Here is a 24,151-nt window from a genome sequence, read left to right on the forward strand (position 1 = left end):
ATATGATTATCGACCAAAGAACCTATACCATCCCGACCGGCTTGCTACGCGACTTCCTGGCCTTGTACGCAACAGAAGGGCGAGCAGTCCAGATCGAGCATCTGGGCGCTTGCCACGGTTACTACACCACCGAAGTGGGCGAGCTGAATCAAGTGGTGCATTTGTGGGCGTACGAAGACATGGCCGACCGAGAGGCTCGCCGTAATGCGCTGGAAGCAGACCCTCGCTGGTTGGCTTATCGCCGCAAAGCCTCCGCCGCAGGCCATGTCGTGCGCCAGAGTAATGCGCTGCTGAAACAAGTGGATTTCGACGTCTTTACCAGCAAGGCATGACCATGACCCAGAAAATTCTTCAAGCCTGCCCCTTGCCGCCTCCTCTGGCGGGCAAACTGCCTGCCTTGGGCTCGGTCGAGACCCTGAGCGATGCACCTGACCAAGCGGCTTTCTTGCGCGAACGTGGTGGCGAATTCACCGTGCTGATCACCACAGGCACGCAGGGCGCAGACAAGGCGTTAATTGATGCATTGCCGAACCTGAAAGCCATTTGCAGCTTGGGTGTTGGCTACGATGCCATCGATCTGGATGCAGTCCGTGCGCGTGGGGTGATGCTGAGCAATACCCCCGACGTCCTGAACGACTGCGTGGCTGATTTGGCCATGGGTCTGCTAATAGATACGGTGCGCGGCATTTCCGCTTCCGATCGTCATGTCAGACGTGGTGATTGGCCGCGTGTGGGTCCCACCATGCCAAGCACCCGGGTCAGCGGCAAGCGCCTGGGCATGCTGGGTATGGGGCGAGTTGGCCAGGTTATTGCACGGCGAGCGATTGGCTTTGATATGGATATCCGCTATCACACACGTAGCGCAAAACCCGAGCTGCCCTGGAAGCATGAGCCTTCGCTTGGCGCTTTAGCAGAATGGTGCGATTTCCTGATCGTGGCTTGCCCCGGTAGCCCGGAAACCTACCACCTGGTTTCTGCCGAGGTTTTGAAAGCCCTGGGGCCCAACGGCTTCCTGGTCAACGTTGCCCGCGGCTCCGTCGTGGATGAAAAAGCACTGGTTGCTGCGCTTGAAAACGGCCAATTGGGTGGTGCTGGGCTCGATGTATTCGAGAACGAACCTGAAGTGCCTACTGAATTGTTGAGCAATGAGCGAGTCGTGGTGCTGCCCCACGTAGGGAGCGCAACCCGCGAAACTCGAGCCGCCATGTGCGAGCTGGTGCTGAGGAATGTCGAGCGCTTTGTCACAGAAGGGAGTCTGGTCACGCCTGTGAAGTTGTAAGGGGGAGTGCAGAAAAAAAGCAGCGGTTTCAAGTTTCCGGCTTGAAATCGCTGCTTTTTTTATGAGCAAGCGATAACGTGTATCGCTTTGGCTTGTCCAAAACCTTCCCTTTGGGCTGAGCAGAAATAGGCGTATTTTCTTTGTATGGAGCAGCACTTTCAATCATATACTTGATGTCTAAACAATTAAATTGAATCGGGCCTTGAACGCCCGGCATCAGGTGGAGATAGCTTGCATCATGCGGCTCAGCATTCAGGATTTTCAGTTAGCGGCCCAAAGCAGCCTGCCACGTTTTGTCTATGACTACGTGGCAGGTGGGGCGGAAGATGAACTCTGCCTGGCGCGTAACCAAGCGGATTTGCAGGCACTGACTTTAGCGCCACGCAGTCTGCGTGATACCTCGACGCTTTCAACAGAGATAGAGGTTTTTGGACGCCGATGGTCAGCGCCTTTTGGCGTAGCTCCCGTTGGCTTGATCGACGTCGTGCGCCCTCGCGGGGACCTGCATGCTGCACGTGCGGCAGGCAAGGTTGGCTTGCCGTACATCTTGTCTACAGCCTCCAATAGCCCTCTGGAACAAGTGCGCGAAGCCTGCGCAGGCCCTTGCTGGATGCAGTTGTACGTCATGCAGGACAGGGGTATGGCCAATTCCATTCTGGACCGCGCTCGCCAAGCCGGTTTCGAGGCTTTGGTTCTGACTGTAGACGTGCCCGTGGGAGGCTATAGAGAAAAAGACATACGTCACGGCTTCAAATTGCCGTTTCGTCCCGGTCCCCGCTTGTTGCTGGATATGGCTTCCCAGCCGCGCTGGCTATGGCGACAGGCGCTGGCCGGACAACCCCAATTTGTGAACTTAAGACCTGCAGAAGGGGCGAGTTCTGCACAGGCACAAGCTGCACTCTTGGCGCGGAGCATGGACCGTAGTCTGGTGTGGGAGGATGTGTCCTGGTTACGCTCCAAATGGGATGGCCCTTTGCTGATCAAAGGAATACTTCATCCCGAAGATGCGCGTCAGGCTCTGCAGTACGGCGTGGACGGGCTGATTGTTTCCAACCACGGTGGCCGACAACTGGATTGTGCGCCGTCCACCATCAGCGTGCTGCCGCAGATTATGGATGTCGTCAAAACGCAGATGCCCGTATTTATCGACAGCGGCTTTCGGCGCGGGTCGGATGTAGCCAAAGCGATTGCCTACGGTGCGACTGGGGCGTTTCTAGGACGTGCTGTGGCATACGGATTGGCGCAGGCAGGAGAGCAGGGCGTTGCGCAAGTGCTTGGCTTGGTGGCTCAGGAGCTGGAGCGCACGATGGTTTTGTTGGGGGCATCGTGTCCGGCTGAATTGCGCCAATGTCTTGTATCCTCTGCTGAATAAAGTCAGGATTCAGACAGCAGAAAAACAAAACGCCAAGCTTTTGAAAGCTTGGCGTTCTATTTTATTCGTGGTGCCGGCTAAAGGAGTTGAACCCTCGACCTTCGCATTACAAGTGCGCTGCTCTACCAACTGAGCTAAGCCGGCGAATTGACGATTATAGCCGGGTTTTTTGCAAAGAAGCAATCACCAGAAAAATATTGCTGTGGCCCACGCCACGCCAGCCTAGCCAATAGATAGGTTCTGGTTATAAGAGCATGATGAAAATGTCGTTTTAAATGCCTTTTCCCCTACCCATAATCTGATCTATCCAAGCTGCGCTTATATAGATAGCACGCGATTGAACATCAGTGACGGGCTCCGACGGCCGCGTCCGGGAACTCTGGGGAACACCATGAAATTGAAGTCTGTTGTTGGCTCTGCCTTGTTGTTGGCGTCTTTGCTGGGTGGCACTGCCAGTGCCCAGGTTTCTTTGCTGAATGCTTCGTTTGACGTGGCGCGCGAGACCTTTGCGGCGATCAACCCCAAGTTTGTTGAACACTGGAAAGCCACTACGGGCGAAGACATCAAGATTGACCAGTCTTTTGCTGGCACCTCCCGTCAGGCTCAGGACATTATTCAGGGCAAGAAAGTAGATACCGTCACCTTCAACCAGGTCACCGATATTGAATTCCTGGCTGAGCGCGGTGCAGTTGCCAAGGATTGGGCCAGCAAATTCCCGAACAACAGCTCACCTTACTACAGCACCATTGCTTTCCTGGTGCGCAAGGGCAACCCCAAGAACATCAAGTCCTGGGATGATCTGGTGCGCGACGATGTGAAACTGGTGTTCCCGAATCCCAAGACCTCGGGTAATGCCCGCTACACCTATCTGGCTTCCTGGTTATATGCCAATGAAGCCTTCGGCGGTGATGAGGCCAAGATCAAAGAATTCGTAGGTAAGGTGCTGGGTAATGTCGAGAGCTTCCCTACGGGTGGTCGTGGCGCAACCGTAGCCTTTGCCCAGAACGGTCAGGGCGATGTGTTGCTGACCTTTGAATCCGAAGTGATCAATATTGCGGCCAGCGAAGAGTTCAAGGGTAGCGAGCTGCAAGTGGTGGTGCCACCTGTTAGCGTGTTGGCAGAATTTCCTGTGGCCGTTGTGGATCGCGTAGTTGATCAGAAAGGCACTCGCAAGGAAGCGACCGAATATCTGAAGTTCCAGTACACCCCCGAGATTCAGCGTCTGCTGGCTGGTTTCAACTACCGTGTGACTGATCCTGCTGTTGCCAAGGAATTTGAGTCCAAATACGCACCGGTCAAGCTGATCAATCCTACCGACGTTCTGGGTTCCTGGACTGACATTCAAAGCCGTCACTTTGCTGCTAATGGAGTGTTGGACCAGTTGCTGGCCAAGTAATTCATGAGTCGTACTCTTGTGGGCGAGGCGCAGGATTCCGGGGCGAAGACTGCGCTAAAGCCCATCTTCTTTCTTCGCCGCCCCGTCATGCCAGGTTTTGGGCTGAGCTTCGGCTTTAGCGTCCTGTACCTGTCCATCATTGTGCTGCTGCCTTTGTCGGCCCTGTTCATGTACGTCAGTGACATGAGCCTGGCCGATTATTGGCGCGCAGTGACAGACCGGCGTGTAGTCAGCAGTTATCAGGTCACGATTAGTGCTGCCTTCTACTCCACTGTGATTGCCAGTGTGGTGGGTTTCATCATTGCCTGGATCATTACGCGGTTTGAGTTTCCAGGGCGTCGTCTGATTGATGCTTTGGTTGATTTGCCGTTTGCCTTGCCAACCTCTGTGGCGGGTTTGACCTTGGCTACCTTGTTTGTGCCCGGTGGTTGGTTTGGTCAGTTTCTGCCGGAGGGCTGGAAAGTGGCTTATCAGTACCCCGGTATTGTCCTGGCGATGACCTTCACCAGCCTGCCTTTTGTTGTGCGGATTGTGCAGCCGGTGATTGAAGAGCTGGGTGCCGAATACGAGGAAGTCGCCCATACACTGGGTGCCAGTGGCTGGCAGACCTTTAGCAAGGTCGTGTTCCCGCCCTTGATACCTGCTCTGGTGACGGGGGCCTCTCAGGCCTTTATCCGCAGCCTGGGCGAGTTTGGTGCGGTCATCATGATTGCGGGCAACATCCCCTTTAAAACTGAAGTGTCGTCTCTGATGATCTTTGTGCGTCTGCAAGAGTTCAACTACCCGGCGGCGGCAGCGATTGCTTCGGTGATTCTGATCGCCTCCTTGCTGCTCTTGTTCACCTTGCAGTTGGTGCAGAATCGCTTGTTGGGTTGGCAGCGGAGAGCACCATGAGAAAAACACCTAAAAGTACGGCTGACCGTTTGATTCTGGCTCTGGGGATTGTTCTGGTGCTGGGCCTGCTGGTCGTGCCTTTGCTGCTGATTTTTTCCAAAGCCTTGGGCGATGGCTTGCCTGCCTTGTGGAGCAATCTGCAAGAAGACTATATGTTGCATGCCATCGGGCTGACTCTGTTCGTGGCAGTGCTGACAGTGCCTCTGAACATGGTCTTTGGTATTTTGCTCGCCTGGTGCCTGACGCATTACCAGTTCCGTGGTCGTCGGCTGCTGAGTACCCTGGTGGACTTGCCTTACGCAGTCTCACCGGTGGTGGCGGGCCTGTGCTACCTGGTGGTCTACGGCGTGGAATCGTCGCTGGGGCAGTGGTTAAGCGCGCGTGATATCCAGCTCATGTTTGCCTGGCCCGGCATTTTGATGGTGACCATCTTTGTGACGACGCCTTATGTGGCCCGGATTCTGATTCCGATCATGCAGGCACAGGGCTCGGACGCGCAGGCGGCTGCGTTGAGCCTGGGTGCGAATGGTTGGCAGATCTTCTGGCATGTGACGCTGCCGGATATTAAATGGGCCTTGCTGTATGGCGTGGTGTTGACCAATGCCCGTGCGATTGGTGAATTTGGTGCGGTTTCTGTAGTGTCTGGCACCATCATGAATCAGACCTTGACCTTGTCTTTGCTGGTTGACCAGTTAAACAACGACAACAAGGCTGCAGCGGCCTTTACAGCGGCTGCGCTGCTGGCGGTATTCGCTATGGTCTCTGTGATGCTCAAGAGCCTGCTGGAGTGGCGTGTAGCGGCAGGGCGTCGCCGTAATCAGGCGGAGGCAGTGCAAGCTTAGGTGGGGCTGGGCTGGGTAATATTTTCAGTGGCTTTATCTGACTGAGTATTCCCTGGCCTAGCTCAGGTAGCTGATACTGACCAGCCAAAGCCAAAGCCAAAGCCAAAGCCAAAGCCAAAGCCAAAGCCAAAGCCAAAGCCAAAGCCAAAGCCAAAGCCAAAGCCAAAGCCAAAGCCAAAGCCAAAGCCAAAGCTCGGGCGTATGCCGGGTTTGGTCCCAAAAAAAATAGAGCCCTACATGGGGCTCTATTTTTGTCTGCGTCGAACGCGCCTTACTTGACGATCTTCAGGTGCGAGACCTTGTCAGCGTCTTTCTTTGCAGCAGGAGCTTCTGGAACAGCTTCAGGAGCTGTTTCCGATGCGCCCTCTTCTGCGTAAGGCGCGGATTCCACGACTTCAAAACCCATGCCAGCACCTGTTTCGCGTGCGTAGATGGCGGACACCGCTGCTACAGGCACGAAAATGTCTTCCGTGACGCCGCCAAAGCGGGCCTGGAATTCAATGTAGTCGTTGCCCAGGATCAGGCCATTGGTAGCCAGATGCCCGATATTCAGAGTGATTTGACCATCCTGAATATGGCCACGTGGAACAACCGTGTTGGCGTCTACCGTCACCACAATATGAGGGGTGTATCCGTGATCGGAACACCACTCGTGCAGGGCGCGCAGCAGGTAAGGTTTGGTCGAAGTCTCTTGCATAATGGATTAGCGACGCATGACTTTTTCGGAAGGAGTCAGTGCTTCAATGTAGGCAGGACGCGAGAACACGCGCTCGGCGTACTTTTGCACAGGAGCAGCGCTCTTGGGCAGTTCGATACCGTAGTGATCCAGGCGCCAGAGCAGGGGAGCGATCGCCACGTCCAGCATGGAGAACTCTTCGCCCAGCATGTACTTGTTCTTGAGCAGGATCGGAGCCAACAGCGACAAGTGGTTGCGGATTTGCTGGCGGGCCAGTTCCTGAGCTTTGGCATCGACGTTGCGGCGGTCTTCCAGGGCAGCCACGTGCACAAACAGTTCCTTTTCAAAGTTGTACAGGAACAGGCGTGTGCGTGCGCGCATGGTGGGATCCGCAGGCATTAGCTGTGGATGAGGGAAGCGCTCATCAATGTATTCATTGATGATGTTCGATTCGTACAAGATCAGGTCACGCTCTACCAGGATAGGCACCTGTCCGTAGGGGTTCATGACGGCGATATCTTCAGGCTTGTTGTACAAGTCGATGTCGCGGATCTCGAAATCCATGCCTTTTTCAAACAACACGAAACGGCAGCGCTGTGAGAATGGGCAAGTTGTTCCAGAGTAGAGCACCATCATGGTAGGAGATTCCAGTCGTAGAAATAAAAACAAGAGCCTCACGGCTCAGAATTTAAAACCCTGCAAGGGGTTTTAACAATAAAAAGCCGGGCAGGCTAGTTTAGCCTGCCCGTCTAGCATAGCGTTTTACTTGATGTCTTTCCAGAAAACGCTATTGAGTCGCCATGCAACGACAAAGAACAGCAGCAGGAACAGGATCACGCCCACGCCGATTTTCTTGCGCTCCAACTGAACAGGTTCAGCCATCCAGTCCATGAAGTTGGCCAGGTCAGCGACATCGCTGTCGTACTTGGCTGCCAACTTGGCGTTGGCTGGTTCCAGCTTGACTGTGTCAGTTGCGTGGCCGGTGTAGTTAGCCAGCACTTCTGTCTTGACGGAGGAGAAACCGGCCGGATCGTAGCTAGCCACTGTTTTGGTCCATTCTTTGCTGCCGTCATCCTTGGCGGTTTCAGCCACGGTGGTGCGGTGCAAGGTCACGCCGCCTTGGCGTTCCCACATGGCGTGAGGCATACCCACGCTTGGGAAAACCAGGTTATCCCAGCCGGTTGGGCGGGAGGCGTCACGGTAGAACGTACGCAGGTAGGTGTAGATGTAGTCTGCGCCGCTAGGACCCAGGTTGGTGGACTTGGCACGTGCGATCACGGACAGGTCAGGAGGTGCAGCACCAAACCATTTCTTGCCCATGTCCGGGGTCATGGCGATCTTCATCAGATCACCGACCTTGTCCGAGGAAAACAGCAAGTTTTTCTTGATGTCTTCTTCAGTCAGGCCAAGGTCTGTCAGCTTGTTGTAGCGCATGGAGTTGGCGCTATGACAGTTCAGACAGTAGTTCACAAACAGTTTTGCGCCATTTTGCAACGCCGCCATGTCATGCATGCGGTCGGGCGCGCGCTCCAGGGCATAGCCACCTTCGGCGGCACCAGCCACCGTGCAGGTAAGGGACAAGGCCAGAGCGCCAAGCAGTTTTTTAATCATGGTCATTCCGTTTCTTGTTGGGGGCCTAGTGAGGGCGGAAAGTCACGCGATCGGGTTCGGGTTTGAACGTACCCATGCGGCTCCATACCGGCATCAGCAGGAAGAAGGCCAGGTAGATCACCGTACCGATCTGGCTCAGCAAGTTAAACAAGTCGTTTGGAGCTTGCGTGCCCAGGTAACCCAGGATCAGGAAGTTGACCAGGAAAATCGCGTACAACACTTTGTGCCAGCTTGGACGGTAACGGATCGACTTCACAGGCGATTTGTCCAGCCAAGGCAGGAAGAACAGGATCACGACCGTACCACCCATGGCCACCACACCCCAGAACTTGGCGTCAATAACGCGCAGCAGCACGGCAACACCGATCAGGATAGCGGGGACGGCCAGACGCCAGATACCGGGCAGCTTGCCTTTGATGAACAGCACCAGAGCGCCCAGGACGGAAGCACCGGCCAGAACCCAGGTAAAGTCGGCAGTGGTTGCACGCAGCATGGAGTAGAAAGGCGTGAAGTACCAGACTGGAGCAATGTGTGGAGGCGTCTTCAGAGCATCGGCAGGGCTGAAGTTGTTGAACTCCAGGAAGTAGCCGCCCATTTCAGGGGCAAAGAACACAATCGCAGCAAACACAATCAGGAAGCCAGCCACACCCAGGATGTCGTGCACCGAGTAGTAGGGGTGGAAGGGAATACCATCCAAAGGACGGCCTTTGGCGTCTTTGGGGCCTTCTTTGATTTCGATACCGTCGGGGTTGTTGGAACCCACTTCGTGCAAGGCGATCAGGTGAGCCACAACCAGACCCAGCAGGACCAGAGGCACAGCAATCACGTGCAGGGCAAAGAAGCGGTTCAGGGTGGCGTCGGACACCACGTAGTCACCACGGATGAAAATAGCCAGGTCAGGACCAATGAAAGGAATGGCCGAGAACAGGTTAACAATCACCTGGGCGCCCCAGTAGGACATCTGGCCCCATGGCAGCAGGTAGCCCATGAAGGCTTCAGCCATCAGACAGAGGAAAATGGCAACGCCGAAGATCCAGACCAGTTCACGTGGCTTGCGGTAAGAACCGTAGAACAAGCCGCGCAGCATGTGCAGGTACACCACCACGAAGAACATGGAAGCGCCGGTGGAGTGCATGTAGCGGATGATCCAGCCACCGGGCACTTCACGCATGATGTATTCAACCGACTCGAAAGCCAGTTTGGCATCGGGCTTGTAGTTCATGACCAGGAAAATACCTGTCACGATCTGAATAACCAGCACCAGCAGTGCCAGAGAGCCAAAGAAGTACCAGAAGTTGAAGTTCTTCGGCGCGTAATATTCTGACATGTGCTCTTTGTACATGGATGTCAGGGGGAAGCGCCTGTCAATCCATCCCAAGAGTCCTGTCGTTTCGACGGTTTTCTCGCCAGCCATGAAACGGCTCCTTTATCTTTTTAAATAGTACGTATTGGGTTACAGCCGCCTTAGGCCTTGTTGTTTTCGTCTACGCCGATGGTAACCATCGTGCCGTCGGCCGAGAACTCGTAGGGCGGGATTTCCAGATTGTCTGGAGCAGGCTTGTTGCTGTAGACGCGACCGGCCAGGTCAAACGTGGAGCCGTGGCAGGGGCATAGAAAGCCGCCTTCCCAACCACCGGGCAGACCAGCGCCAGCGCCAGCGGCCAGATGCGGGGTAGGGGAGCAACCCAGGTGGGTGCAAATACCGATACAGATAAAGATTTCAGGGCGACGCGAACGGTATTCGTTCTTGGCGTACGCAGGGGTGTAACCAGGGCGATCCGATTCAGGGTCGGCAAGCTGGCTGTCCAGTTTGGGCAGTGTGTCCAGTTGCTCTTGGGTGCGGTGCAGAATCCAGACGGGTTTCCCGCGCCATTCAACGGTGCGCATCTGACCGGGGGCGATACCAGAGATATCAACCTCTACGGGAGCGCCGGCCGCTTTTGCTTTCTCGGAAGGAGCAAAGGAGCTGACAAAGGGAACAGCTGTCGCCACACCAGCGACACCACCTAATGCACAGGCGGTGGCGACCCAGGTTCGGCGCGAAGGATCGGGCGGAAGGTTGAAATCAACCGCGCCTATGGCATCGGGCTGTGTCGTATTCTGACTCATTCTAGTATCCTTATTCCTGCCCGACTCGGGCAATACCACAATTTACGGATTTGGGCCTGGGTATATTATTCAACCGCACATTATACGCTGTACCCAGCGCAGCATAACTTGATCAAAGGTGAACATATGAACAAGGCTCGAGGTTTCCTTAACGAATTCCGGGAGTTCGCAGTCAAGGGCAATATGATGGACCTTGCGGTCGGTGTCATTATTGGCGCTGCTTTCGGCAAGATTATCGACTCGCTGGTTAAAGACATCGTCATGCCCGTCATCAGTTTCATCCTGGGCGGCGAAGTGGATTTTACCAATCAGTTCACGGTCTTGCGTACCCCAGAGGGCTATACCGGCCCAGAAACCCTGGAGGCTCTGAATTCGGCCGGCGCTGTTGTTTTGTCGTGGGGTAACTTCCTGACCATTTTGATCAACTTCATCTTGCTGGCCTTCGTTGTGTTTTGCATGGTCAAGATGATTAACCGTATGCGTGCCACCGTGGCCAAGGCTGAGGCTGAACAAGCCGTACCCGAACCAACCCCTGAAGACGTGATCTTGCTGCGTGAAATCAGGGATTCGCTGAAAAAATAAAAGCGTAACCGTATCAAAGCTTTAAGGTGCCTTTCGGCACCTTTTTGTTTATGTAAACCCACCGGCAAGGTCAAGTTCGCCCGCGCCGGATGCCTGATTTTAGCCTTTCATGGCCTGGGCTTGTCTAGCCTGTGCCGCTTTAAAGCTTGTGCAAAGTCATACGCGCCGGTTTTTGATGTCATCAGATCGGGTTGTCCAGGTCGATGAACTCGACCTCGATCCCAAACTGGCGGGCAATTTCCTCACCCAGCGCCTTGGCACCATAGCGCTCAGTGGCGTGATGCCCGGCCGCCATGAAGGCAATATTGTTTTCCTGCGCGCTGTGGAATGTTTGCTCCGAGGCCTCGCCGCTGATGTAAAGATCGGCTTGGGCGGCGATGGCGGCATCAATAAAGCCCTGTGCCCCTCCTGTGCACCAGGCTATTCGGTGAATTTTCCGTTGTAAATCGCCAACAATCAGCGGTTTGCGTTGTAAATTATTGCAAACTGTCAGGCCGAATGTTTCCAGCGAGACGGGGGCTGGCAGTTCGCCTAGCCAAACCAGTCCATCCGGACCACAGGTTTGTGCTTGGCCGTTTGCATCGCGCAGCACTTCAATGCCTAGCTGTCGAGCCAACTGGGCGTTGTTGCCCAACTCGGGGTGGGCGTCCAGGGGCAAGTGATAGCCCAAGAGGTTAAGCTGATGCGACAGGACGCGTTCGATACGAGTTTTTCGGGTGCCAACAATGCACGGGTTTTCGTTTTTCCAGAACCAGCCGTGGTGCACCAAAATTGCGTCCGCCTGGCGGGCAATAGCGGCATCAATCAGTGCCAGCGAGGCCGTCACACCGGTGACGAGTTTGCCAATATACGGCTTGCCTTCGACCTGGAGCCCATTGGGACAGTAGTCCTTGAAACGGGCGATATCCAAGGTGCTATTGAGCCAGTTGGCCAGTTCGGTCGTTGAAACCTGAGTCATGGAAATCCTTATCTGAAAGAGTGCTATGCGTCGATTGTGGCTAGTGTTTGCTCAAGCGGTGACGATCTGTCTGGCGGGCTTTTTTATTGTGGTGACGTTGCGACCGCAGTGGGTGGGAGCACCCCAGGCACCCGTTCGCTCTACGAATACCGTGGTCTTGCCTGCGCCGGTTCCTTCTTTGTTGACACCTGTCGCGCAGGAAGGCCCGCTGTCCTATGCCTCGGCCGTCACCAGTGCCGCGCCTGCTGTCGTTAATGTGTACACCAGCAAGCATTTGGAAGGCAATTCGCCCTTGCTGGAAGACCCGGACCTGCAACGCCTGTTTCGTGAACTGCCTGATCTGATGGGGCGTCGTTCCACGATCAACCTGGGTTCGGGCGTGATCGTACACGAACAGGGCTATATCCTGACCAATTACCACGTCATCGAAGCGGCCGACGCGATTGAGGTTGCTTTGTCGGATGGACGTCAGGCCAAGGCGAGTTTGATTGGTACGGATCCCGAAAGTGATTTGGCCGTGCTTAAGGTGAATTTGCCCAAGCTGGCCGTGATTCAGACCCAGGCGCAGGATCAAGTGCGGGTGGGAGATGTGGTGCTGGCTATTGGGAATCCCTTTGGGGTGGGGCAGACCACCACGATGGGTATTGTGTCCGGCCTGGGACGTAATCGCCTGGGCATCAATATCTACGAGAACTTCATCCAGACGGATGCGGCCATTAATCCTGGCAATTCCGGTGGCGCTTTGGTGGATGCCATTGGCCGTCTGGTCGGGATCAATACGGCTATTTATTCCGAGACAGGCGGGTCTTTGGGTATCGGTTTTGCCATTCCTGCAGCAACAGCGCTGGCCATCATGGACGAAATTATCCGTAATGGCGAAGTGACGCGTGGCTGGCTGGGACTGGAGCCTCAGGACATTACCCCGGATTTGATCAAGTCCTTCAAGCTGAAAAGTGATGCCGGGGTGATTATTGCCAGTGTGCAGCGTCACGGCCCGGCAGCGGAGGCGCATTTGCTCGTCGGGGATATTGTTTTGCGATTGAATGGTCAGCAGGTCGCTGATTCGATTGGGCTGCTCAATCAGATTGGCCCGGTGCAACCGGGGCAAACGGTGACTTTGAGTGTGCTGCGCGACGGCAAGGAACTGGATGTAGCCGTCAAGGTCGGTGTGCGGCCTCAGGTGCGCAAGTAAAAGGAAAGCCCTCCCTCTGCCTATGCGGGATGATTCGGGAGGCTGGGGAGGCGCTGGTGGCATTCAGGGCAATGCGTCTCACCTATGGGCTGTTCGCTATGCGGTGATTTGCATTTGGCTACGCTGTCTTGCAGATCGTAGTGGCGCACAAGCGCTGCAGGGTATTCATAAAAAATGGCTCTCTTGCCTGGCTCCGTAAGGAGCGGCGTAGAGAGCCATTTTTATGGTCTGTATGTTCGTGGCCTATCCGGCCCGGGTTTTATGCAGGACGGCTTACAGATCCAGCTCGCGGCCTTCGCTGGCTTCCGCTTCCCGCTTCTTGATCAGGCTGGCGGCCAGAATACCTATCTCGTAGAGCAGGCAGAGCGGCGCAGCCAACAGAATCTGGCTGACGACATCGGGTGGCGTCACAATCGCGGCAATCACAAATGCGCCCACAATTACATAGCCACGGATTTCACGCAGCTTGGCAACGGTGACGACCCCTGTTTTCACCAGCAAGATGACGGCAATAGGCACTTCAAAGGTAATGCCAAAGGCCAGGAACATGGTCATGACAAAGCCCAGATAGGCTTCAATGTCTGGTGCAGGCGTAATCGATTGCGGAGCAAACGAAGCGATGAAGTGAAAGACGGTGCGAAACACGACGAAATAACAGAAGGCCATACCAGCGATGAACAGCAAGGTGCTGGTCATGATCAGCGGCAAAGCCAGTTTCTTTTCGTGGTTGTACAGTCCGGGAGCAATAAAGGCCCAGGCTTGGTAAAGCACCACGGGCAAGGCCAGCACGAAAGCGGCCATCAGCGTGACTTTGACTGGCACCATGAAGGGGGTGATCACCCCGGTGGCGATCATGCGTGTACCTTCGGGCAGGGAGCTCATCATGGGCTGTGCCAGCACATCGTAAATGGCGGAAGCACCCGGATAGGTAAACAGCACGATAAAAATCCCCACCACAGCAATCACGGCACGCAACAAGCGTGTGCGTAGCTCGATCAGGTGGGAGATAAAGGTATCTTCTTGAGGCGCGTCGGTGCTCATGCCGTAGGTCCTTTAGGGGTAGAGGCGGGAGCATCCGTAGGACGGGGAGCGTCGTCACTGGCTGGCGCACTGGGCGCTGGCTGGGCGGCTGCATCCTGGGTAGCAGGTTCTGCAAGCGGTTCGCTGGCGGGCGCATCGGGCTGCACAGCGGCTTTGTCGGTGGTATCCGAAAAGACTTTGCGTGCAGATTCCGACGCGTTTTGCAGGGTATCGCGGGCTTCTGTCAGAGGCTGGCTGATGCTTTTGCCCGTGTCCTCGACCGAACTGCGCACCGAGCGCGCAGCGTCCTCCATCTGGTCTTTGAGCTTGTTCACCTCATCCAGATTGATTTCGCGTTGTATATCGGTCTTGACCTCGTTCACGTAGCGCTGCGCGCGGCCAAGCAAATGGCCGACAGTGCGCGCTACTTTAGGAAGACGTTCAGGACCGATGACGATCAGGGCAACCACTCCAATCAGGAGCAGTTCACTAAAGCTGACATCAAACATTCAGACTCACACAAGAAGGGGATCAGGCGCGATCGGATTTTTCCTTGGCCTGCACGTCGATCGTTTGGGGATCGGCAGCGCGCTGGCTGACGGATTCGGGTGTTTTGTCTTCTTCACCCACGTCTTTCATGCCTTCTTTAAAGCCTTTGACTGCACCGCCCAGATCCGAGCCGATGTTACGCAGTTTTTTGGTGCCGAAAACCAGGGCAACGATGACCAGAACGATCAGCCAGTGCCAAATGCTAAAGCTACCCATAATGTATCTCCCTTAAGCAGCCATGGCTGCGCGTTGTTGCCATGGGCGCTCACCGCCCAAGATGTGCATGTGTAAATGGTTGATTTCCTGCCCGCCATCCAAACCGTTGTTGATGACAATGCGGAAACCGCCTTCTGGGCCGGGGCGACAACCAGCCTTTGCGGCCAGGGAAGGTGCCAAAGCCATCATTTTACCCAACCATTCGCTATCCTGACCCGATACGTCCTGCATGGAGACGACGTGTTTCTTGGGGATGACCAGGATATGGATTGGTGCGGCTGGGTTGATGTCGTGAAACGCCAGAAAGTCCTCGTCCTCGTATACTTTTTTGGACGGGATCTGATCAGCAGCAATTTTACAAAACAGACAGTTCTCGCTCATAGCAACCTCGGTAGCGAGGCACTCGCCTGGCGAGTGCCGAAAATCTAGGTATTAGGACAGTGTAGCGCGACTAGATGACAGGATTACACTTGATCCTTAGGCCGCGAAGCTTTTTCTTCCAGTCCTGATGTACCTTCACGGCGCAGCAGTTCTGTCAGCACATCACGCGGCTCCAAACCGTAATAAGTCAGGGCCACCAGACTATGGAACCACAGATCAGCGGTTTCGTAGACAATGCGCTCGCGCTCTTCATCTTTGGCCGCCATGACCAGCTCGGTCGCTTCTTCGCCAATCTTCTTCAAAAAGGCATCCGGGCCTTTGGCCAGCAGCTTGGCCGCGTAGGACGAGGATGGGTCCCCGCCTTGAGCAGGCAAACGGGACTTCAGCGTACGGCCAAGGTGATCCAGGATGGTGTCGATGGTAGGTTGTTCGCTCATCGGTAAATATGCTCCGGGTCTTTCAGGACGGGGTCAACTGTGACCCACTGTGCCTCATCGCTTTGGCCTTGTAGCTGGCGAAAGAAGCAGCTTTCACGCCCCGTATGGCAAGCGATCTGGCCAACCTGCTCCACGCTGAGCAAAATAACGTCACCGTCGCAATCCAGGCGCAAATCGCTGACATGTTGTACGTGGCCGGACTCCTCGCCCTTGCGCCACAGGCGCTTGCGGGAACGCGACCAGTACACGGCGCGGCCGGTGCTGACGGTCTCTTGCAGGGATTCCTGGTTCATCCAGGCCACCATCAAGATTTTGCCCGTGGCCTGATCCTGCGCAATCGCAGGAATCAAACCCTGTTCATCAAAGCGGATTTCAGCCAGCCAAGCCGGTAAGTCAGCCATTAGCGTCGCACCTGAATACCTTGCGCAGCCATGAAATCCTTGGCTTCAGCAATAGTGTGTTGACCATAGTGGAAAATGCTGGCGGCCAGTACGGCGCTGGCACCACCTTGGATGACGCCATCGGCCAGGTCTTGCAGCCCGCCCACACCGCCAGAGGCGATGACGGGAACGGAGACGGCATCAGACACAGCACGGGTCAGTTCCAGATCAAAGCCGGATTTGGTGCCGTCGCGGTCCATGCTGGTCAAGAGCAGCTCACCTGCGCCGTATTCGGCCATGCGAGCAGCCCACTCAACCACATCCAGGCCGGTTGCGCGGCGACCACCGTGGGTAAAGACTTCCCAGCGGGGGGCTTCGTTCTCGGCGCTGACACGGCGGGCATCAATGGCCACGACCATGCACTGTTTGCCGTGATGGTCGCTGGCGGCACGCACCAGGTCAGGATTGCTGATGGCGGCGCTGTTGATGGACACTTTGTCCGCACCGGCATTGAGCAGGCGCTGGATGTCGGCCACTTCGCGCACACCACCACCCACCGTCAGGGGGATGAAAATCTGGCTGGCCACCTGTTCGATGATGGGCAAAATCAGATCGCGGTTGTCCGAGGTGGCGGTAATGTCCAGGAATGTGAGTTCGTCAGCGCCCTGGTCGTTGTATTTGCGGGCGATCTCAACCGGGTCTCCGGCATCGACCAGGCCCACAAAGTTGATGCCTTTAACGACACGACCGGCGGTGACATCCAGACAAGGAATGATGCGGCAGGCTAATTCGCTTGTGACGTCCTGGCTCATGCCTGGTACTCGTCAGCAAAGGTTTGTGCCTCGGCAAAATTCAGGGTGCCTTCGTAGATGCTGCGGCCCAGAATGACACCCTCAACCCCTTCGTGCTCGACGGCACACAGGTCTTCGATGTCTTTCAGGTTGGTCACGCCGCCAGAGGCAATAACCGGGATCTTCACGTGCTGGGACAGCTTGACGGTGGCTTCAATATTGACGCCTGTCAGCATGCCATCACGGCCGATGTCGGTGTAGATAATGGATTCGCAGCCGTAGTCTTCAAACTTCTTGGCCAGATCCAGCACGTCGTGGCGCGTCAGCTTGCTCCAGCCGTCGGTGGCGATTTTGCCATCACGAGCATCCAGGCCAACAATGATGCTGCCTGGGAAAGCGCTGCAGGCGTCTTGCAAAAAGCCGGGGCTTTTGACAGCGGCGGTGCCAATGATGACATAGCTCATGCCAGCATCCAGATAGCGCTCGATGGTATCCAGGTCGCGAATACCACCGCCGATCTGGACGGGAATTTCACCGTCAATGGCAGCAATAATGGATTTGATGGCTTCGCCGTTTTTGGGCTTGCCCGCGAAGGCGCCGTTCAGGTCCACCAGATGCAGGCGACGGGCCCCTTGCTCTAGCCACTGTGTTGCTATTTTGGCCGGATCATCCGAGAAAATAGTGGCGTCATCCAGGTCACCCTGGCGTAGGCGCACACAACGCCCGTCTTTAAGGTCGATGGCGGGAATCAAAAGCATGGTCTTTAGCCGTAAAAAACGTAAGAAATACTGGGTCGGAAAAAGTCAGAAAAACGCTGGGGAGGCTTATTGAAAAATCATGGCTTCCAGTTGGCGAAATTCCGGAACAGTTGCAGGCCGTTGTCTGCACTTTTCTCAGGATGGCATTGCAACGCAAAAATATTAGCGTTTGCTATCGCAGAGGTAAAGCGTTGGCCATAGTGCGTCGAACCACAAGTTTGATCTATATGCAGCGGATCGACAAAGTAGCTGTGTACAAAGTAAAAGAACGCGCCATCCTCAATGCCAGCCCATAAGGGATGATCCTGAGTCTGGTGTACGCGGTTCCAGCCAATATGGGGCACTTTCAACCCGGGGCCGGAGTCAGCAGGATCACTGCTTTTGTAGTTGGGGCCTTCAAAACGGCGCACTTGGCCGGGAATCAGACCTAAACAGGGGACGTCGCCTTCCTGGCTGGAGTCGAACAGCATTTGTTCGCCAACGCAGATACCCAGCAAGGGCTTGCTGCGTGCTGCCGTCAGGAGGGCATCGCGCAAACCGGACTGGTCCAGGTGGGCCATGCAATCAGGCATGGCGCCCTGGCCGGGTAATACAACCCGGTCCGCATCCAGAATGGCTTGAGGGGTTTGAGCAAGAATGATGCGCGCATCAGGTGCGGCGGCATGCAGTGCTCGGGCAACCGAGAAGATGTTGCCCGAACCGTAATCGACAATAGCGATAGTGGTCACGATATGTGTCCGAAGGACGTTTACAGAACCCCTTTGGTCGAAGGCACCACGCCTTCGCTACGTGGGTCCAGCTCCAGAGCCATGCGCAATGCTCGGCCAAAGGCTTTGAACACGGTTTCGCACTGGTGGTGTGCGTTTTCGCCGCGCAGGTTATCGATGTGCATAGAAACCAGGGCGTGATTCACAAAACCCTGGAAAAACTCGCGTGCCAAGTCTACATCGAACTGGCCGATTCGTGCGCGGGTAAAGGGCACAAAATAAAATAGACCTGGGCGACCGGAGAAGTCCACGACCACGCGCGACAGAGCTTCGTCCAGCGGCACGTAGGAGTGGCCGTAACGGCGCAGACCGGCTTTGCTGCCTACGGCCTTGGCAAAAGCCTGGCCCAGCGCAATGCCAATATCCTCGACGGTATGGTGATCGTCGATGTGGGTATCGCCCTCACAGTGCACGTCCAGGTCAATCAGGCCGTGGCGGGCAATCTGGTCCAGCATGTGGTCCAGAAAAGGCACGCCGCTGTTGAGCGAGTGACGGCCAGTGCCGTCCAGGTTAACGGCCACGCGGATGCGGGTTTCATTAGTATTGCGGGTAATCTCGGCGGTACGCATATCAGAGCCGGCGGCAAGGCCGGTATCAGGATTGGTTCAATCGGAATTGCGCGCTGGCAGCGTGGGCGTACAGCCCCTCGCCTTGTGCCAGCGTAGCGGCTATGGGTCCCAGTGTTTGGGCGCCTGATTCTGAAACCTGGATAATGCTGCTGCGTTTCTGGAAATCGTAGACGCCCAAGGGTGACGAGAAACGCGCAGTGCGTGCCGTCGGCAGGACATGGTTAGGCCCGGCACAGTAATCGCCCAGCGATTCGGAGCTGTAGGGGCCCAGGAAAATGGCGCCAGCATGGCGGATTTTGCCCAACAAGTCCTGGGCGTTCTGGGTAGAGACTTCCAGGTGTTCCGGCGCGATATGGTTGCTGATCCGACAGGCCTCGTCCAGATCACGGACGTGGATCAGGGCACCACGGCCCGACAGGCTGCGGCGGATGATGTCCGCACGTGGCATGGCAGGCAATAAACGTTCGATAGCCGCTTCAACCTGATCCAGGAAGTCGGCATCGGGGCACAGCAAGATGGCCTGGGCCAGCTCGTCGTGTTCGGCCTGGGAGAACAGGTCCATGGCCACCCAGTCGGCAGGGGCACTGCCGTCGCTGATGATCAGGATCTCGGAGGGGCCAGCAATCATGTCGATGCCCACCACACCAAAGACGCGGCGCTTGGCAGCGGCCACATAGGCGTTGCCGGGGCCGACAATCTTGTCCACTGCAGGCACTGTGTCTGTACCGTAGGCCAGGGCACCTACGGCTTGCGCGCCACCAATGGTGAACACGCGATCAACACCGCCCAGAGCGGCAGCCGCCAGTACGATGGGGTTGCGCACGCCATCGGGTGTAGGCGTGACCATGATCAGTTCAGGAACGCCCGCCACTTTGGCAGGGATGGCGTTCATCAGAACGGAAGAGGGGTAAGCCGCCTTGCCACCGGGAACGTACAGTCCCACACGGTCCAAGGGAGTGACTTGTTGTCCCAGCACGGTGCCGTCGGCTTCTGTGTAGGTCCAGGTTTCCGTGCGTTGATGCTCGTGATAGCGGCGCACGCGTTCGGCGGCCTGTTCCAGTGCCTTGCGCTGATCGGCAGGCAGGCTGTCCAGAGCCGCAAACAGTTCTTCTTTAGTGATTTCCAATGCGCTGGCCTGTTCAACCGCCATGCGATCAAAGCGGCGTGTGTAGTCCAGCAAGGCCGTGTCTCCCTCATGCTGGATACGATGCAGGATCTCGGCACAGGCGTGCTCAATAGACGCGTCTTCGGACGCTTCGTAAGCCAGTAGAGTGCGCAGTTCGGCATCGAACTGGGCGGATTGGGAGTTCAGGCGATGGATCAGTGACATGTCGCTATAGGAAAAAGCTAAGGTTCAAGGGCCAGTGTATAACATTTCGCTTAGGCAAAAAGCGGTCTACGCCTTTTGCCTAAGCTGGATTCACCGACTGTTTACCCCTGGGAGGTGCAGAGGGCTTACTCGTCCACCGAGGCGCGCGAGAATGCGTCGATCAGGGGTTGCAACTGAGCGCCACGGTTCTTCATGGCGGCCTGGTTGACGATCAGGCGCGAGGAGATAGGGCTGATATCTTCCACTTCCACCAGTTTGTTGGCGCGCAGAGTGCCACCGCTGGATACCAGATCCACAATGGCGTCGGCCAGACCGACCAGCGGAGCCAGCTCCATGGAGCCATACAGCTTGATCAGGTCCACGTACACACCCTTGCTGGCGAAGTGTTCACGGGCAGCTCGGGTGTATTTGGTGGCGATACGCAGGCGCGAACCTTGCTTGACGGCCGAATGGTAGTCAAAGCCTTCGGCTACGGCCACGCACAGACGGCAGCGGGCAATGTTCAGGTCTACCGGCTGATACAGACCGCCGGGGTGCTGTTCCATGTGCTCGTACAGCACGTCCTTACCGGCAATCCCGATATGGGCGGCACCGTACTGCACATAGGTCGGGACATCCGTGGCACGCACAATAATCAGACGCAGGTCAGGACTATTGGTAGGCAGGATCAGTTTGCGCGACGTCTCTGGGCTTTCCAGCACCTTGATACCGGCCTCTTCCAGCAAAGGCAGGGTTTCGTCAAAAATCCGGCCTTTGGACAAGGCCAGCGTCAGGGGTTGATTTAAACCGGCGGGACTCATTAGGTTTCCTTGCTGCTGATTCGCTCGATATTGGCGCCTACGGCTTGAAGCTTGGCTTCCATACGGTCGTAGCCACGGTCAAGATGGTAGATGCGTTCGACGGTGGTGTCACCCCGAGCAGCCAGACCAGCAATGACCAGGCTGGCCGAAGCACGCAGATCCGTTGCCATGACGGTGGCGCCGGTCAGATAGGGGGCGCCGGTAATGACGGCCATATGGCCTTCGATATCAATCTGTGCACCCAGGCGATTCAGTTCCTGTACGTGCATGTAGCGATTTTCAAAGATGGTTTCCACGACCGAGGCAGTTCCATCCGCAATGGTGTTCAAGGCCATCAATTGGGCCTGCATGTCCGTGGGAAAGCCCGGGTATTCGCTGGTGCGGAAGCTGACGGCCTTGGGGCGCTGATTCATGCTGGCCTTGATCCAGTCAGGGCCAGTTTCAATCTGCAGGCCCGCTTCGCGCAGCTTGTCCAGAGTGGCACCCATGGCGTCGGCATCGGTATTGCGCAAGGTCAGTTCGCCACCCGTAGCGGCAACAGCGCACAGGAACGTACCAGCTTCGATGCGATCCGGGCAAATGCGATGGGTGGCACCGTGCAGGCGCTCTACGCCATCAATCACAATGCGGTCCGTGCCGTGGCCCTGAATCTTGGCACCCATTTTGATCAGCAGTTCGGCCAGATCAATAATTTCGGGTTCGCGTGCGGCGTTTTCCAGAATGGTCTGACCTTCCGCCAGGACGGCTGCCATCATCAGGTTTTCAGTACCGGTGACGGTCACCATATCGGTGCGCACAACGGCACCGCGCAAGCGTTTGGCGCGGGCATTCACAAAACCGTGTTCGACATGGATTTCCGCACCCATGGCTGCCAGGCCCTTGATGTGCTGGTCCACGGGACGTTGACCAATGGCGCAACCACCGGGCAGGCTGACGCGGGCCTCGCCAAAGCGGGCCAGCAAGGGGCCCAGCACCAGAATCGAGGCACGCATGGTTTTCACCAGTTCGTACGGCGCTTCCAGATTGGTGATATTGCCCGCATTCAGCTCCAGCGTGCCATTGCGTGCCTGGCTAACACCTAACTGCCCCAAGAGCTTCAGGGTGGTGTCGATATCGCGCAGACGCGGGACATTTTCCAGGTACACCGTATCAGCCGTCAGCAGACTGGCGCACAAGATAGGCAGGGCGGCGTTTTTGGCGCCAGAGACGGTGATCTCGCCATTCAGGCGTTGACCGCCTGTGATGCGTAATTTATCCATTCGGATTGGCCTTGTATTCGTCGGGGGTAAGCGTGCGCATGGACAGGGCGTGGATTTCAGCTTTCATGCGGTCACCCAGGGCCTTGTAGACCAGTTGGTGACGGGCAATCAGACGTTTGCCTTCAAAGGCGGTGCTGACGATCAGGGCCTCAAAGTGCGAACCATCGCCTTGCACTTGCAAGTGTTCACAGGGCAGGTTGTCGGCAATGTATTGGTGAACTTGTTCGGGGGTCGGCAACATGAAATCAATTCCGTAATTTATAGCCTGAGGCAAGCAGGCGTAGCGAAATCAGACACAGCGCAACAAAGACGCTGGCGACAACGGTCAGGCTGAACCAGGGAGAAATATCCGAGGCGGCAAAAAAACCGTAGCGGAATCCGTCAATGGTGTAGAGCAGCGGATTCCAGTGTGAAACAGTTTGCCAGAAGGGCGGCAAGCTATGGATGGAGTAAAACACACCCGACAGGAAGGTGGCGGGCATGATTAAAAAGTTCTGGAACGCCGCCAGTTGGTCGAACTTTTCAGACCATAAACCGGCGATCAGCCCCAAGGTGCCCATGATGCCGCAAGACAGGATGGCAAAGACCAACACCCACAAAGGCTTGGAGACGGGCAGAGACACAAAGAACAGGGACACCAGCCAGACACAGAGGCCCACACAGATGCCGCGGGCGATGGACGCCAGCAGGTAGGCCGAGAAGATTTCGCGGTGTGAGAGCGGCGGCAGCAGGATAAAGACCAGATTGCCCGTGATACGGCTTTGGATGAGTGACGAGGAGGGGTTGGCAAAGGCGTTTTGCAACATGCTCATCATCATCAGGCCCGGAATCAGGAAGGCGGTATAGGGCACGGAGTCGTACACCGTGACGCGGCCTTCCAGGACGTGGGCGAAAATCAGCAAGTACATCAGCGCCGTCAGCACGGGGGCGGCGATGGTTTGAAAGCCCACTTTCCAGAAACGCATCAGCTCTTTACGCAGCAGCGTTGGAAAGCCCGAACCCATTTTGGGTTGCGGGGGCAGGCTAAGGGTCCCGATTTTAGCTGCGGGAGCGTCCGTGTTCTGAGGCACGCCCCAGTGTTTGGGGGAGTTGTTCTGATTCACAGCGCCACCCCCATTTTTCCTTCGTTGTGCATGATGCGCACAAATGCATCCTCCAGATCGTGGCCGCCTGCGCGCTCCATGATGGCTTGCGTGGTATCCAGGGCAACGATCTTGCCGCTTTTCAGCATGGCCAGCCGACCACAGAGAGCCTGGGCTTCTTCCAGGTAGTGGGTGGTCAGCAAGATGGTGTGGCCTTGTTGATTCAGACGAATGATGAACTCCCATAGCGTGCGGCGCAGATCCACGTCCACACCGGCAGTGGGTTCATCCAGAATAATGACAGGGGGGCGGTGCACCAGCGCCTGGGCCACCAGCACGCGGCGCTTCATGCCGCCGGACAAGGCACGCATATTGACGTCTGCCTTGTCGCTCAAGGCCAGATTGGCCAGAATTTCGTCGATCCAGTCGTCATTGTTTTTCAGGCCAAAGTAGCCCGATTGCAGACGCAGGGTTTCACGGACGGTGAAAAAGGGATCGTAAACAATTTCCTGCGGCACCACGCCCAGCGATTGGCGGGCTTTCTGGTACTGGGTGCGCACATCGTAACCACAGACGCTGACCTGGCCGCTAGTGGGGCGGGTCAGCCCCGCCAGCATGGAGATCAGGGTCGTTTTACCGGCACCGTTGGGGCCAAGTAAACCAAAAAATTCACCATGTTCGATAGTCAGGCTGACCTGATCGACGGCCAGAAAACCGGCATCGGAACGAGGAGGGGAAAACAGGCTTTTGAGTCCCCGGCTTTGGGGAGCGAAGCGTTTGCTGACGTTATCGAGTTTGAAGGCGGACATGGCAGTGTGGGTTGGCCTGACGCGGGTGTGGCGGTGGAAGTCGTCGCTGTAGCGTCTTTGTTAACTAAACAGGCCTACGCATGGGCGTAGAC

30 protein-coding genes and 1 tRNA gene are annotated in these 24,151 nt (G+C 56.3%); 8 read left to right on the top strand and 23 right to left on the bottom strand.

The window, feature by feature from the left end; genetic code table 11:
• The first annotated feature begins 2 nt into the window (after positions 1-2).
• The 3 genes from OSH09_RS07715 to OSH09_RS07725 all read left to right on the top strand — a co-directional run bounded on the left by OSH09_RS07715 (position 3) and on the right by OSH09_RS07725 (position 2,651).
• Entirely contained in the window at positions 3-332 is a 330-nt protein-coding gene (locus tag OSH09_RS07715) for an NIPSNAP family protein (protein ID WP_207872485.1), read from the top strand.
• On the top strand, positions 329-1,279 hold the full coding sequence (locus OSH09_RS07720; protein ID WP_266120638.1) for a 2-hydroxyacid dehydrogenase: 951 nt from the start codon (positions 329-331) through the stop codon (positions 1,277-1,279). Before OSH09_RS07715 ends, OSH09_RS07720 begins: the two co-directional genes overlap by 4 nt.
• 238 nt (positions 1,280-1,517) lie before the next feature.
• Positions 1,518-2,651 carry an alpha-hydroxy acid oxidase gene (locus OSH09_RS07725; protein ID WP_266120639.1) on the top strand — a complete coding sequence of 378 codons (1,134 nt, stop codon included), beginning with the start codon at positions 1,518-1,520 and terminating at the stop codon, positions 2,649-2,651.
• Between the two features lie 68 nt (positions 2,652-2,719).
• Here OSH09_RS07725 and OSH09_RS07730 read toward each other — a convergent pair.
• Positions 2,720-2,795: transfer RNA gene (locus tag OSH09_RS07730), tRNA-Thr, on the bottom strand.
• A 247-nt stretch (positions 2,796-3,042) separates the two neighbouring features.
• Between OSH09_RS07730 and cysP the strand changes: the two genes are divergently transcribed.
• The 3 genes from cysP to cysW are packed head-to-tail and all read left to right on the top strand — an operon-like array spanning position 3,043 to position 5,783.
• Positions 3,043-4,047: a thiosulfate ABC transporter substrate-binding protein CysP gene (gene cysP / locus OSH09_RS07735; protein ID WP_266120640.1), complete on the top strand. Its 1,005-nt coding sequence runs from the start codon at positions 3,043-3,045 to the stop codon at positions 4,045-4,047.
• 3 nt (positions 4,048-4,050) lie between these two features.
• Positions 4,051-4,941 (top strand): sulfate ABC transporter permease subunit CysT, encoded by an 891-nt coding sequence (cysT, locus tag OSH09_RS07740; RefSeq protein WP_207872480.1) that lies wholly within the window; start codon positions 4,051-4,053, stop codon positions 4,939-4,941.
• The gene (gene cysW / locus OSH09_RS07745; protein ID WP_266120641.1) at positions 4,938-5,783 is read left to right on the top strand and encodes a sulfate ABC transporter permease subunit CysW; all 846 of its coding nucleotides are present in this window, start codon (positions 4,938-4,940) and stop codon (positions 5,781-5,783) included. The genes cysT and cysW overlap by 4 nt, the downstream gene beginning before the upstream one ends.
• A 271-nt stretch (positions 5,784-6,054) precedes the next feature.
• Here the strand turns inward: cysW and OSH09_RS07750 are convergent, their stop codons facing one another.
• The 5 genes from OSH09_RS07750 to petA form a co-directional block, all read right to left on the bottom strand.
• Positions 6,055-6,480 (bottom strand): ClpXP protease specificity-enhancing factor, encoded by a 426-nt coding sequence (locus OSH09_RS07750; RefSeq protein ID WP_266120642.1) that lies wholly within the window; start codon positions 6,478-6,480, stop codon positions 6,055-6,057.
• A 6-nt stretch (positions 6,481-6,486) separates the two neighbouring features.
• Positions 6,487-7,095 carry a glutathione S-transferase N-terminal domain-containing protein gene (locus OSH09_RS07755; protein WP_266120643.1) on the bottom strand — a complete coding sequence of 203 codons (609 nt, stop codon included), beginning with the start codon at positions 7,093-7,095 and terminating at the stop codon, positions 6,487-6,489.
• Between the two features lie 126 nt (positions 7,096-7,221).
• Positions 7,222-8,076 (bottom strand): cytochrome c1, encoded by an 855-nt coding sequence (locus OSH09_RS07760; RefSeq protein ID WP_207872477.1) that lies wholly within the window; start codon positions 8,074-8,076, stop codon positions 7,222-7,224.
• A gap of 19 nt (positions 8,077-8,095) precedes the next feature.
• Entirely contained in the window at positions 8,096-9,484 is a 1,389-nt protein-coding gene (locus tag OSH09_RS07765) for a cytochrome b (protein WP_207872476.1), read from the bottom strand.
• Between the two features lie 50 nt (positions 9,485-9,534).
• Entirely contained in the window at positions 9,535-10,179 is a 645-nt protein-coding gene (petA, locus tag OSH09_RS07770) for a ubiquinol-cytochrome c reductase iron-sulfur subunit (RefSeq protein ID WP_266120644.1), read from the bottom strand.
• 126 nt (positions 10,180-10,305) lie between these two features.
• Here petA and mscL point away from each other — a divergent pair, with 126 nt between their 5' ends.
• Positions 10,306-10,761, top strand: a complete 456-nt coding sequence (mscL, locus tag OSH09_RS07775) for a large conductance mechanosensitive channel protein MscL (protein ID WP_189392736.1) — start codon at positions 10,306-10,308, stop codon at positions 10,759-10,761.
• A 181-nt stretch (positions 10,762-10,942) separates the two neighbouring features.
• Here mscL and OSH09_RS07780 read toward each other — a convergent pair whose 3' ends face one another.
• Positions 10,943-11,719, bottom strand: coding sequence for a Nif3-like dinuclear metal center hexameric protein (locus tag OSH09_RS07780; RefSeq protein WP_266120645.1), 777 nt, complete (start codon positions 11,717-11,719; stop codon positions 10,943-10,945).
• A gap of 25 nt (positions 11,720-11,744) precedes the next feature.
• Between OSH09_RS07780 and OSH09_RS07785 the strand changes: the two genes are divergently transcribed.
• Positions 11,745-12,911, top strand: a complete 1,167-nt coding sequence (locus tag OSH09_RS07785; RefSeq protein WP_266120646.1) for a S1C family serine protease — start codon at positions 11,745-11,747, stop codon at positions 12,909-12,911.
• Positions 12,912-13,184: 273 nt separating this feature from the next.
• On the opposite strand, the gene tatC is transcribed toward OSH09_RS07785, so the two are convergent.
• The 16 genes from tatC to OSH09_RS07865 all read right to left on the bottom strand — a co-directional run bounded on the left by tatC (position 13,185) and on the right by OSH09_RS07865 (position 24,059).
• A complete protein-coding gene (tatC, locus tag OSH09_RS07790; protein ID WP_207872473.1) occupies positions 13,185-13,952 on the bottom strand; it encodes a twin-arginine translocase subunit TatC in 768 nt (255 codons plus the stop codon).
• Positions 13,949-14,440: a Sec-independent protein translocase protein TatB gene (gene tatB / locus OSH09_RS07795; protein WP_266120647.1), complete on the bottom strand. Its 492-nt coding sequence runs from the start codon at positions 14,438-14,440 to the stop codon at positions 13,949-13,951. Before tatB ends, tatC begins: the two co-directional genes overlap by 4 nt.
• A 22-nt stretch (positions 14,441-14,462) precedes the next feature.
• On the bottom strand, positions 14,463-14,696 hold the full coding sequence (tatA, locus tag OSH09_RS07800) for a Sec-independent protein translocase subunit TatA (RefSeq protein WP_207872471.1): 234 nt from the start codon (positions 14,694-14,696) through the stop codon (positions 14,463-14,465).
• A gap of 12 nt (positions 14,697-14,708) precedes the next feature.
• A complete protein-coding gene (locus OSH09_RS07805) occupies positions 14,709-15,077 on the bottom strand; it encodes a histidine triad nucleotide-binding protein (RefSeq protein ID WP_026483636.1) in 369 nt (122 codons plus the stop codon).
• A gap of 83 nt (positions 15,078-15,160) precedes the next feature.
• A complete protein-coding gene (locus tag OSH09_RS07810; protein WP_207872470.1) occupies positions 15,161-15,514 on the bottom strand; it encodes a phosphoribosyl-ATP diphosphatase in 354 nt (117 codons plus the stop codon).
• Entirely contained in the window at positions 15,511-15,915 is a 405-nt protein-coding gene (gene hisI / locus OSH09_RS07815; protein WP_207872469.1) for a phosphoribosyl-AMP cyclohydrolase, read from the bottom strand. The genes OSH09_RS07810 and hisI overlap by 4 nt, the downstream gene beginning before the upstream one ends.
• Positions 15,915-16,706: an imidazole glycerol phosphate synthase subunit HisF gene (hisF, locus tag OSH09_RS07820; protein ID WP_207872468.1), complete on the bottom strand. Its 792-nt coding sequence runs from the start codon at positions 16,704-16,706 to the stop codon at positions 15,915-15,917. The genes hisI and hisF overlap by 1 nt, the downstream gene beginning before the upstream one ends.
• Positions 16,703-17,443: a 1-(5-phosphoribosyl)-5-[(5-phosphoribosylamino)methylideneamino]imidazole-4-carboxamide isomerase gene (gene hisA, locus OSH09_RS07825; protein WP_207872467.1), complete on the bottom strand. Its 741-nt coding sequence runs from the start codon at positions 17,441-17,443 to the stop codon at positions 16,703-16,705. Before hisA ends, hisF begins: the two co-directional genes overlap by 4 nt.
• A 77-nt stretch (positions 17,444-17,520) precedes the next feature.
• Positions 17,521-18,171, bottom strand: coding sequence for an imidazole glycerol phosphate synthase subunit HisH (gene hisH / locus OSH09_RS07830; protein WP_207872466.1), 651 nt, complete (start codon positions 18,169-18,171; stop codon positions 17,521-17,523).
• Positions 18,172-18,191: 20 nt separating this feature from the next.
• Positions 18,192-18,779: an imidazoleglycerol-phosphate dehydratase HisB gene (hisB, locus tag OSH09_RS07835; protein ID WP_094197990.1), complete on the bottom strand. Its 588-nt coding sequence runs from the start codon at positions 18,777-18,779 to the stop codon at positions 18,192-18,194.
• A gap of 25 nt (positions 18,780-18,804) precedes the next feature.
• Entirely contained in the window at positions 18,805-20,109 is a 1,305-nt protein-coding gene (gene hisD, locus OSH09_RS07840; RefSeq protein WP_266120648.1) for a histidinol dehydrogenase, read from the bottom strand.
• Between the two features lie 125 nt (positions 20,110-20,234).
• Positions 20,235-20,909, bottom strand: a complete 675-nt coding sequence (hisG, locus tag OSH09_RS07845) for an ATP phosphoribosyltransferase (protein ID WP_189392723.1) — start codon at positions 20,907-20,909, stop codon at positions 20,235-20,237.
• On the bottom strand, positions 20,909-22,168 hold the full coding sequence (murA, locus tag OSH09_RS07850) for a UDP-N-acetylglucosamine 1-carboxyvinyltransferase (RefSeq protein WP_207872464.1): 1,260 nt from the start codon (positions 22,166-22,168) through the stop codon (positions 20,909-20,911). Before murA ends, hisG begins: the two co-directional genes overlap by 1 nt.
• Positions 22,161-22,409, bottom strand: a complete 249-nt coding sequence (locus OSH09_RS07855; protein ID WP_009455487.1) for a BolA family protein — start codon at positions 22,407-22,409, stop codon at positions 22,161-22,163. Before OSH09_RS07855 ends, murA begins: the two co-directional genes overlap by 8 nt.
• Before the next feature lie 4 nt (positions 22,410-22,413).
• Positions 22,414-23,172, bottom strand: coding sequence for an ABC transporter permease (locus OSH09_RS07860; protein WP_266120953.1), 759 nt, complete (start codon positions 23,170-23,172; stop codon positions 22,414-22,416).
• A gap of 95 nt (positions 23,173-23,267) precedes the next feature.
• Positions 23,268-24,059, bottom strand: coding sequence for an ABC transporter ATP-binding protein (locus OSH09_RS07865; RefSeq protein ID WP_009455490.1), 792 nt, complete (start codon positions 24,057-24,059; stop codon positions 23,268-23,270).
• Positions 24,060-24,151: the final 92 nt, after the last annotated feature.

The sequence above is a fragment of the Alcaligenes parafaecalis genome (genome assembly GCF_026344135.1).
Classification (GTDB): domain Bacteria; phylum Pseudomonadota; class Gammaproteobacteria; order Burkholderiales; family Burkholderiaceae_B; genus Alcaligenes; species Alcaligenes parafaecalis.

Excerpts from the sequence above, each read along its gene's own strand:
- OSH09_RS07715 (WP_207872485.1), top strand. The coding sequence starts at position 3 with ATGATTATCGACCAAAGAACCTATACCATCCCGACCGGCTTGCTACGC.
- OSH09_RS07720 (WP_266120638.1), top strand. The coding sequence starts at position 329 with ATGACCATGACCCAGAAAATTCTTCAAGCCTGCCCCTTGCCGCCTCCT.
- OSH09_RS07725 (WP_266120639.1), top strand. The coding sequence starts at position 1,518 with ATGCGGCTCAGCATTCAGGATTTTCAGTTAGCGGCCCAAAGCAGCCTG.
- cysP (WP_266120640.1), top strand. The coding sequence starts at position 3,043 with ATGAAATTGAAGTCTGTTGTTGGCTCTGCCTTGTTGTTGGCGTCTTTG.
- cysT (WP_207872480.1), top strand. The coding sequence starts at position 4,051 with ATGAGTCGTACTCTTGTGGGCGAGGCGCAGGATTCCGGGGCGAAGACT.
- cysW (WP_266120641.1), top strand. The coding sequence starts at position 4,938 with ATGAGAAAAACACCTAAAAGTACGGCTGACCGTTTGATTCTGGCTCTG.
- OSH09_RS07750 (WP_266120642.1), bottom strand. The coding sequence starts at position 6,480 with ATGCAAGAGACTTCGACCAAACCTTACCTGCTGCGCGCCCTGCACGAG.
- OSH09_RS07755 (WP_266120643.1), bottom strand. The coding sequence starts at position 7,095 with ATGATGGTGCTCTACTCTGGAACAACTTGCCCATTCTCACAGCGCTGC.
- OSH09_RS07760 (WP_207872477.1), bottom strand. The coding sequence starts at position 8,076 with ATGACCATGATTAAAAAACTGCTTGGCGCTCTGGCCTTGTCCCTTACC.
- OSH09_RS07765 (WP_207872476.1), bottom strand. The coding sequence starts at position 9,484 with ATGGCTGGCGAGAAAACCGTCGAAACGACAGGACTCTTGGGATGGATT.
- petA (WP_266120644.1), bottom strand. The coding sequence starts at position 10,179 with ATGAGTCAGAATACGACACAGCCCGATGCCATAGGCGCGGTTGATTTC.
- mscL (WP_189392736.1), top strand. The coding sequence starts at position 10,306 with ATGAACAAGGCTCGAGGTTTCCTTAACGAATTCCGGGAGTTCGCAGTC.
- OSH09_RS07780 (WP_266120645.1), bottom strand. The coding sequence starts at position 11,719 with ATGACTCAGGTTTCAACGACCGAACTGGCCAACTGGCTCAATAGCACC.
- OSH09_RS07785 (WP_266120646.1), top strand. The coding sequence starts at position 11,745 with ATGCGTCGATTGTGGCTAGTGTTTGCTCAAGCGGTGACGATCTGTCTG.
- tatC (WP_207872473.1), bottom strand. The coding sequence starts at position 13,952 with ATGAGCACCGACGCGCCTCAAGAAGATACCTTTATCTCCCACCTGATC.
- tatB (WP_266120647.1), bottom strand. The coding sequence starts at position 14,440 with ATGTTTGATGTCAGCTTTAGTGAACTGCTCCTGATTGGAGTGGTTGCC.
- tatA (WP_207872471.1), bottom strand. The coding sequence starts at position 14,696 with ATGGGTAGCTTTAGCATTTGGCACTGGCTGATCGTTCTGGTCATCGTT.
- OSH09_RS07805 (WP_026483636.1), bottom strand. The coding sequence starts at position 15,077 with ATGAGCGAGAACTGTCTGTTTTGTAAAATTGCTGCTGATCAGATCCCG.
- OSH09_RS07810 (WP_207872470.1), bottom strand. The coding sequence starts at position 15,514 with ATGAGCGAACAACCTACCATCGACACCATCCTGGATCACCTTGGCCGT.
- hisI (WP_207872469.1), bottom strand. The coding sequence starts at position 15,915 with ATGGCTGACTTACCGGCTTGGCTGGCTGAAATCCGCTTTGATGAACAG.
- hisF (WP_207872468.1), bottom strand. The coding sequence starts at position 16,706 with ATGAGCCAGGACGTCACAAGCGAATTAGCCTGCCGCATCATTCCTTGT.
- hisA (WP_207872467.1), bottom strand. The coding sequence starts at position 17,443 with ATGCTTTTGATTCCCGCCATCGACCTTAAAGACGGGCGTTGTGTGCGC.
- hisB (WP_094197990.1), bottom strand. The coding sequence starts at position 18,779 with ATGCGTACCGCCGAGATTACCCGCAATACTAATGAAACCCGCATCCGC.
- hisD (WP_266120648.1), bottom strand. The coding sequence starts at position 20,109 with ATGTCACTGATCCATCGCCTGAACTCCCAATCCGCCCAGTTCGATGCC.
- hisG (WP_189392723.1), bottom strand. The coding sequence starts at position 20,909 with ATGAGTCCCGCCGGTTTAAATCAACCCCTGACGCTGGCCTTGTCCAAA.
- murA (WP_207872464.1), bottom strand. The coding sequence starts at position 22,168 with ATGGATAAATTACGCATCACAGGCGGTCAACGCCTGAATGGCGAGATC.
- OSH09_RS07855 (WP_009455487.1), bottom strand. The coding sequence starts at position 22,409 with ATGTTGCCGACCCCCGAACAAGTTCACCAATACATTGCCGACAACCTG.
- OSH09_RS07860 (WP_266120953.1), bottom strand. The coding sequence starts at position 23,172 with ATGGGTTCGGGCTTTCCAACGCTGCTGCGTAAAGAGCTGATGCGTTTC.
- OSH09_RS07865 (WP_009455490.1), bottom strand. The coding sequence starts at position 24,059 with ATGTCCGCCTTCAAACTCGATAACGTCAGCAAACGCTTCGCTCCCCAA.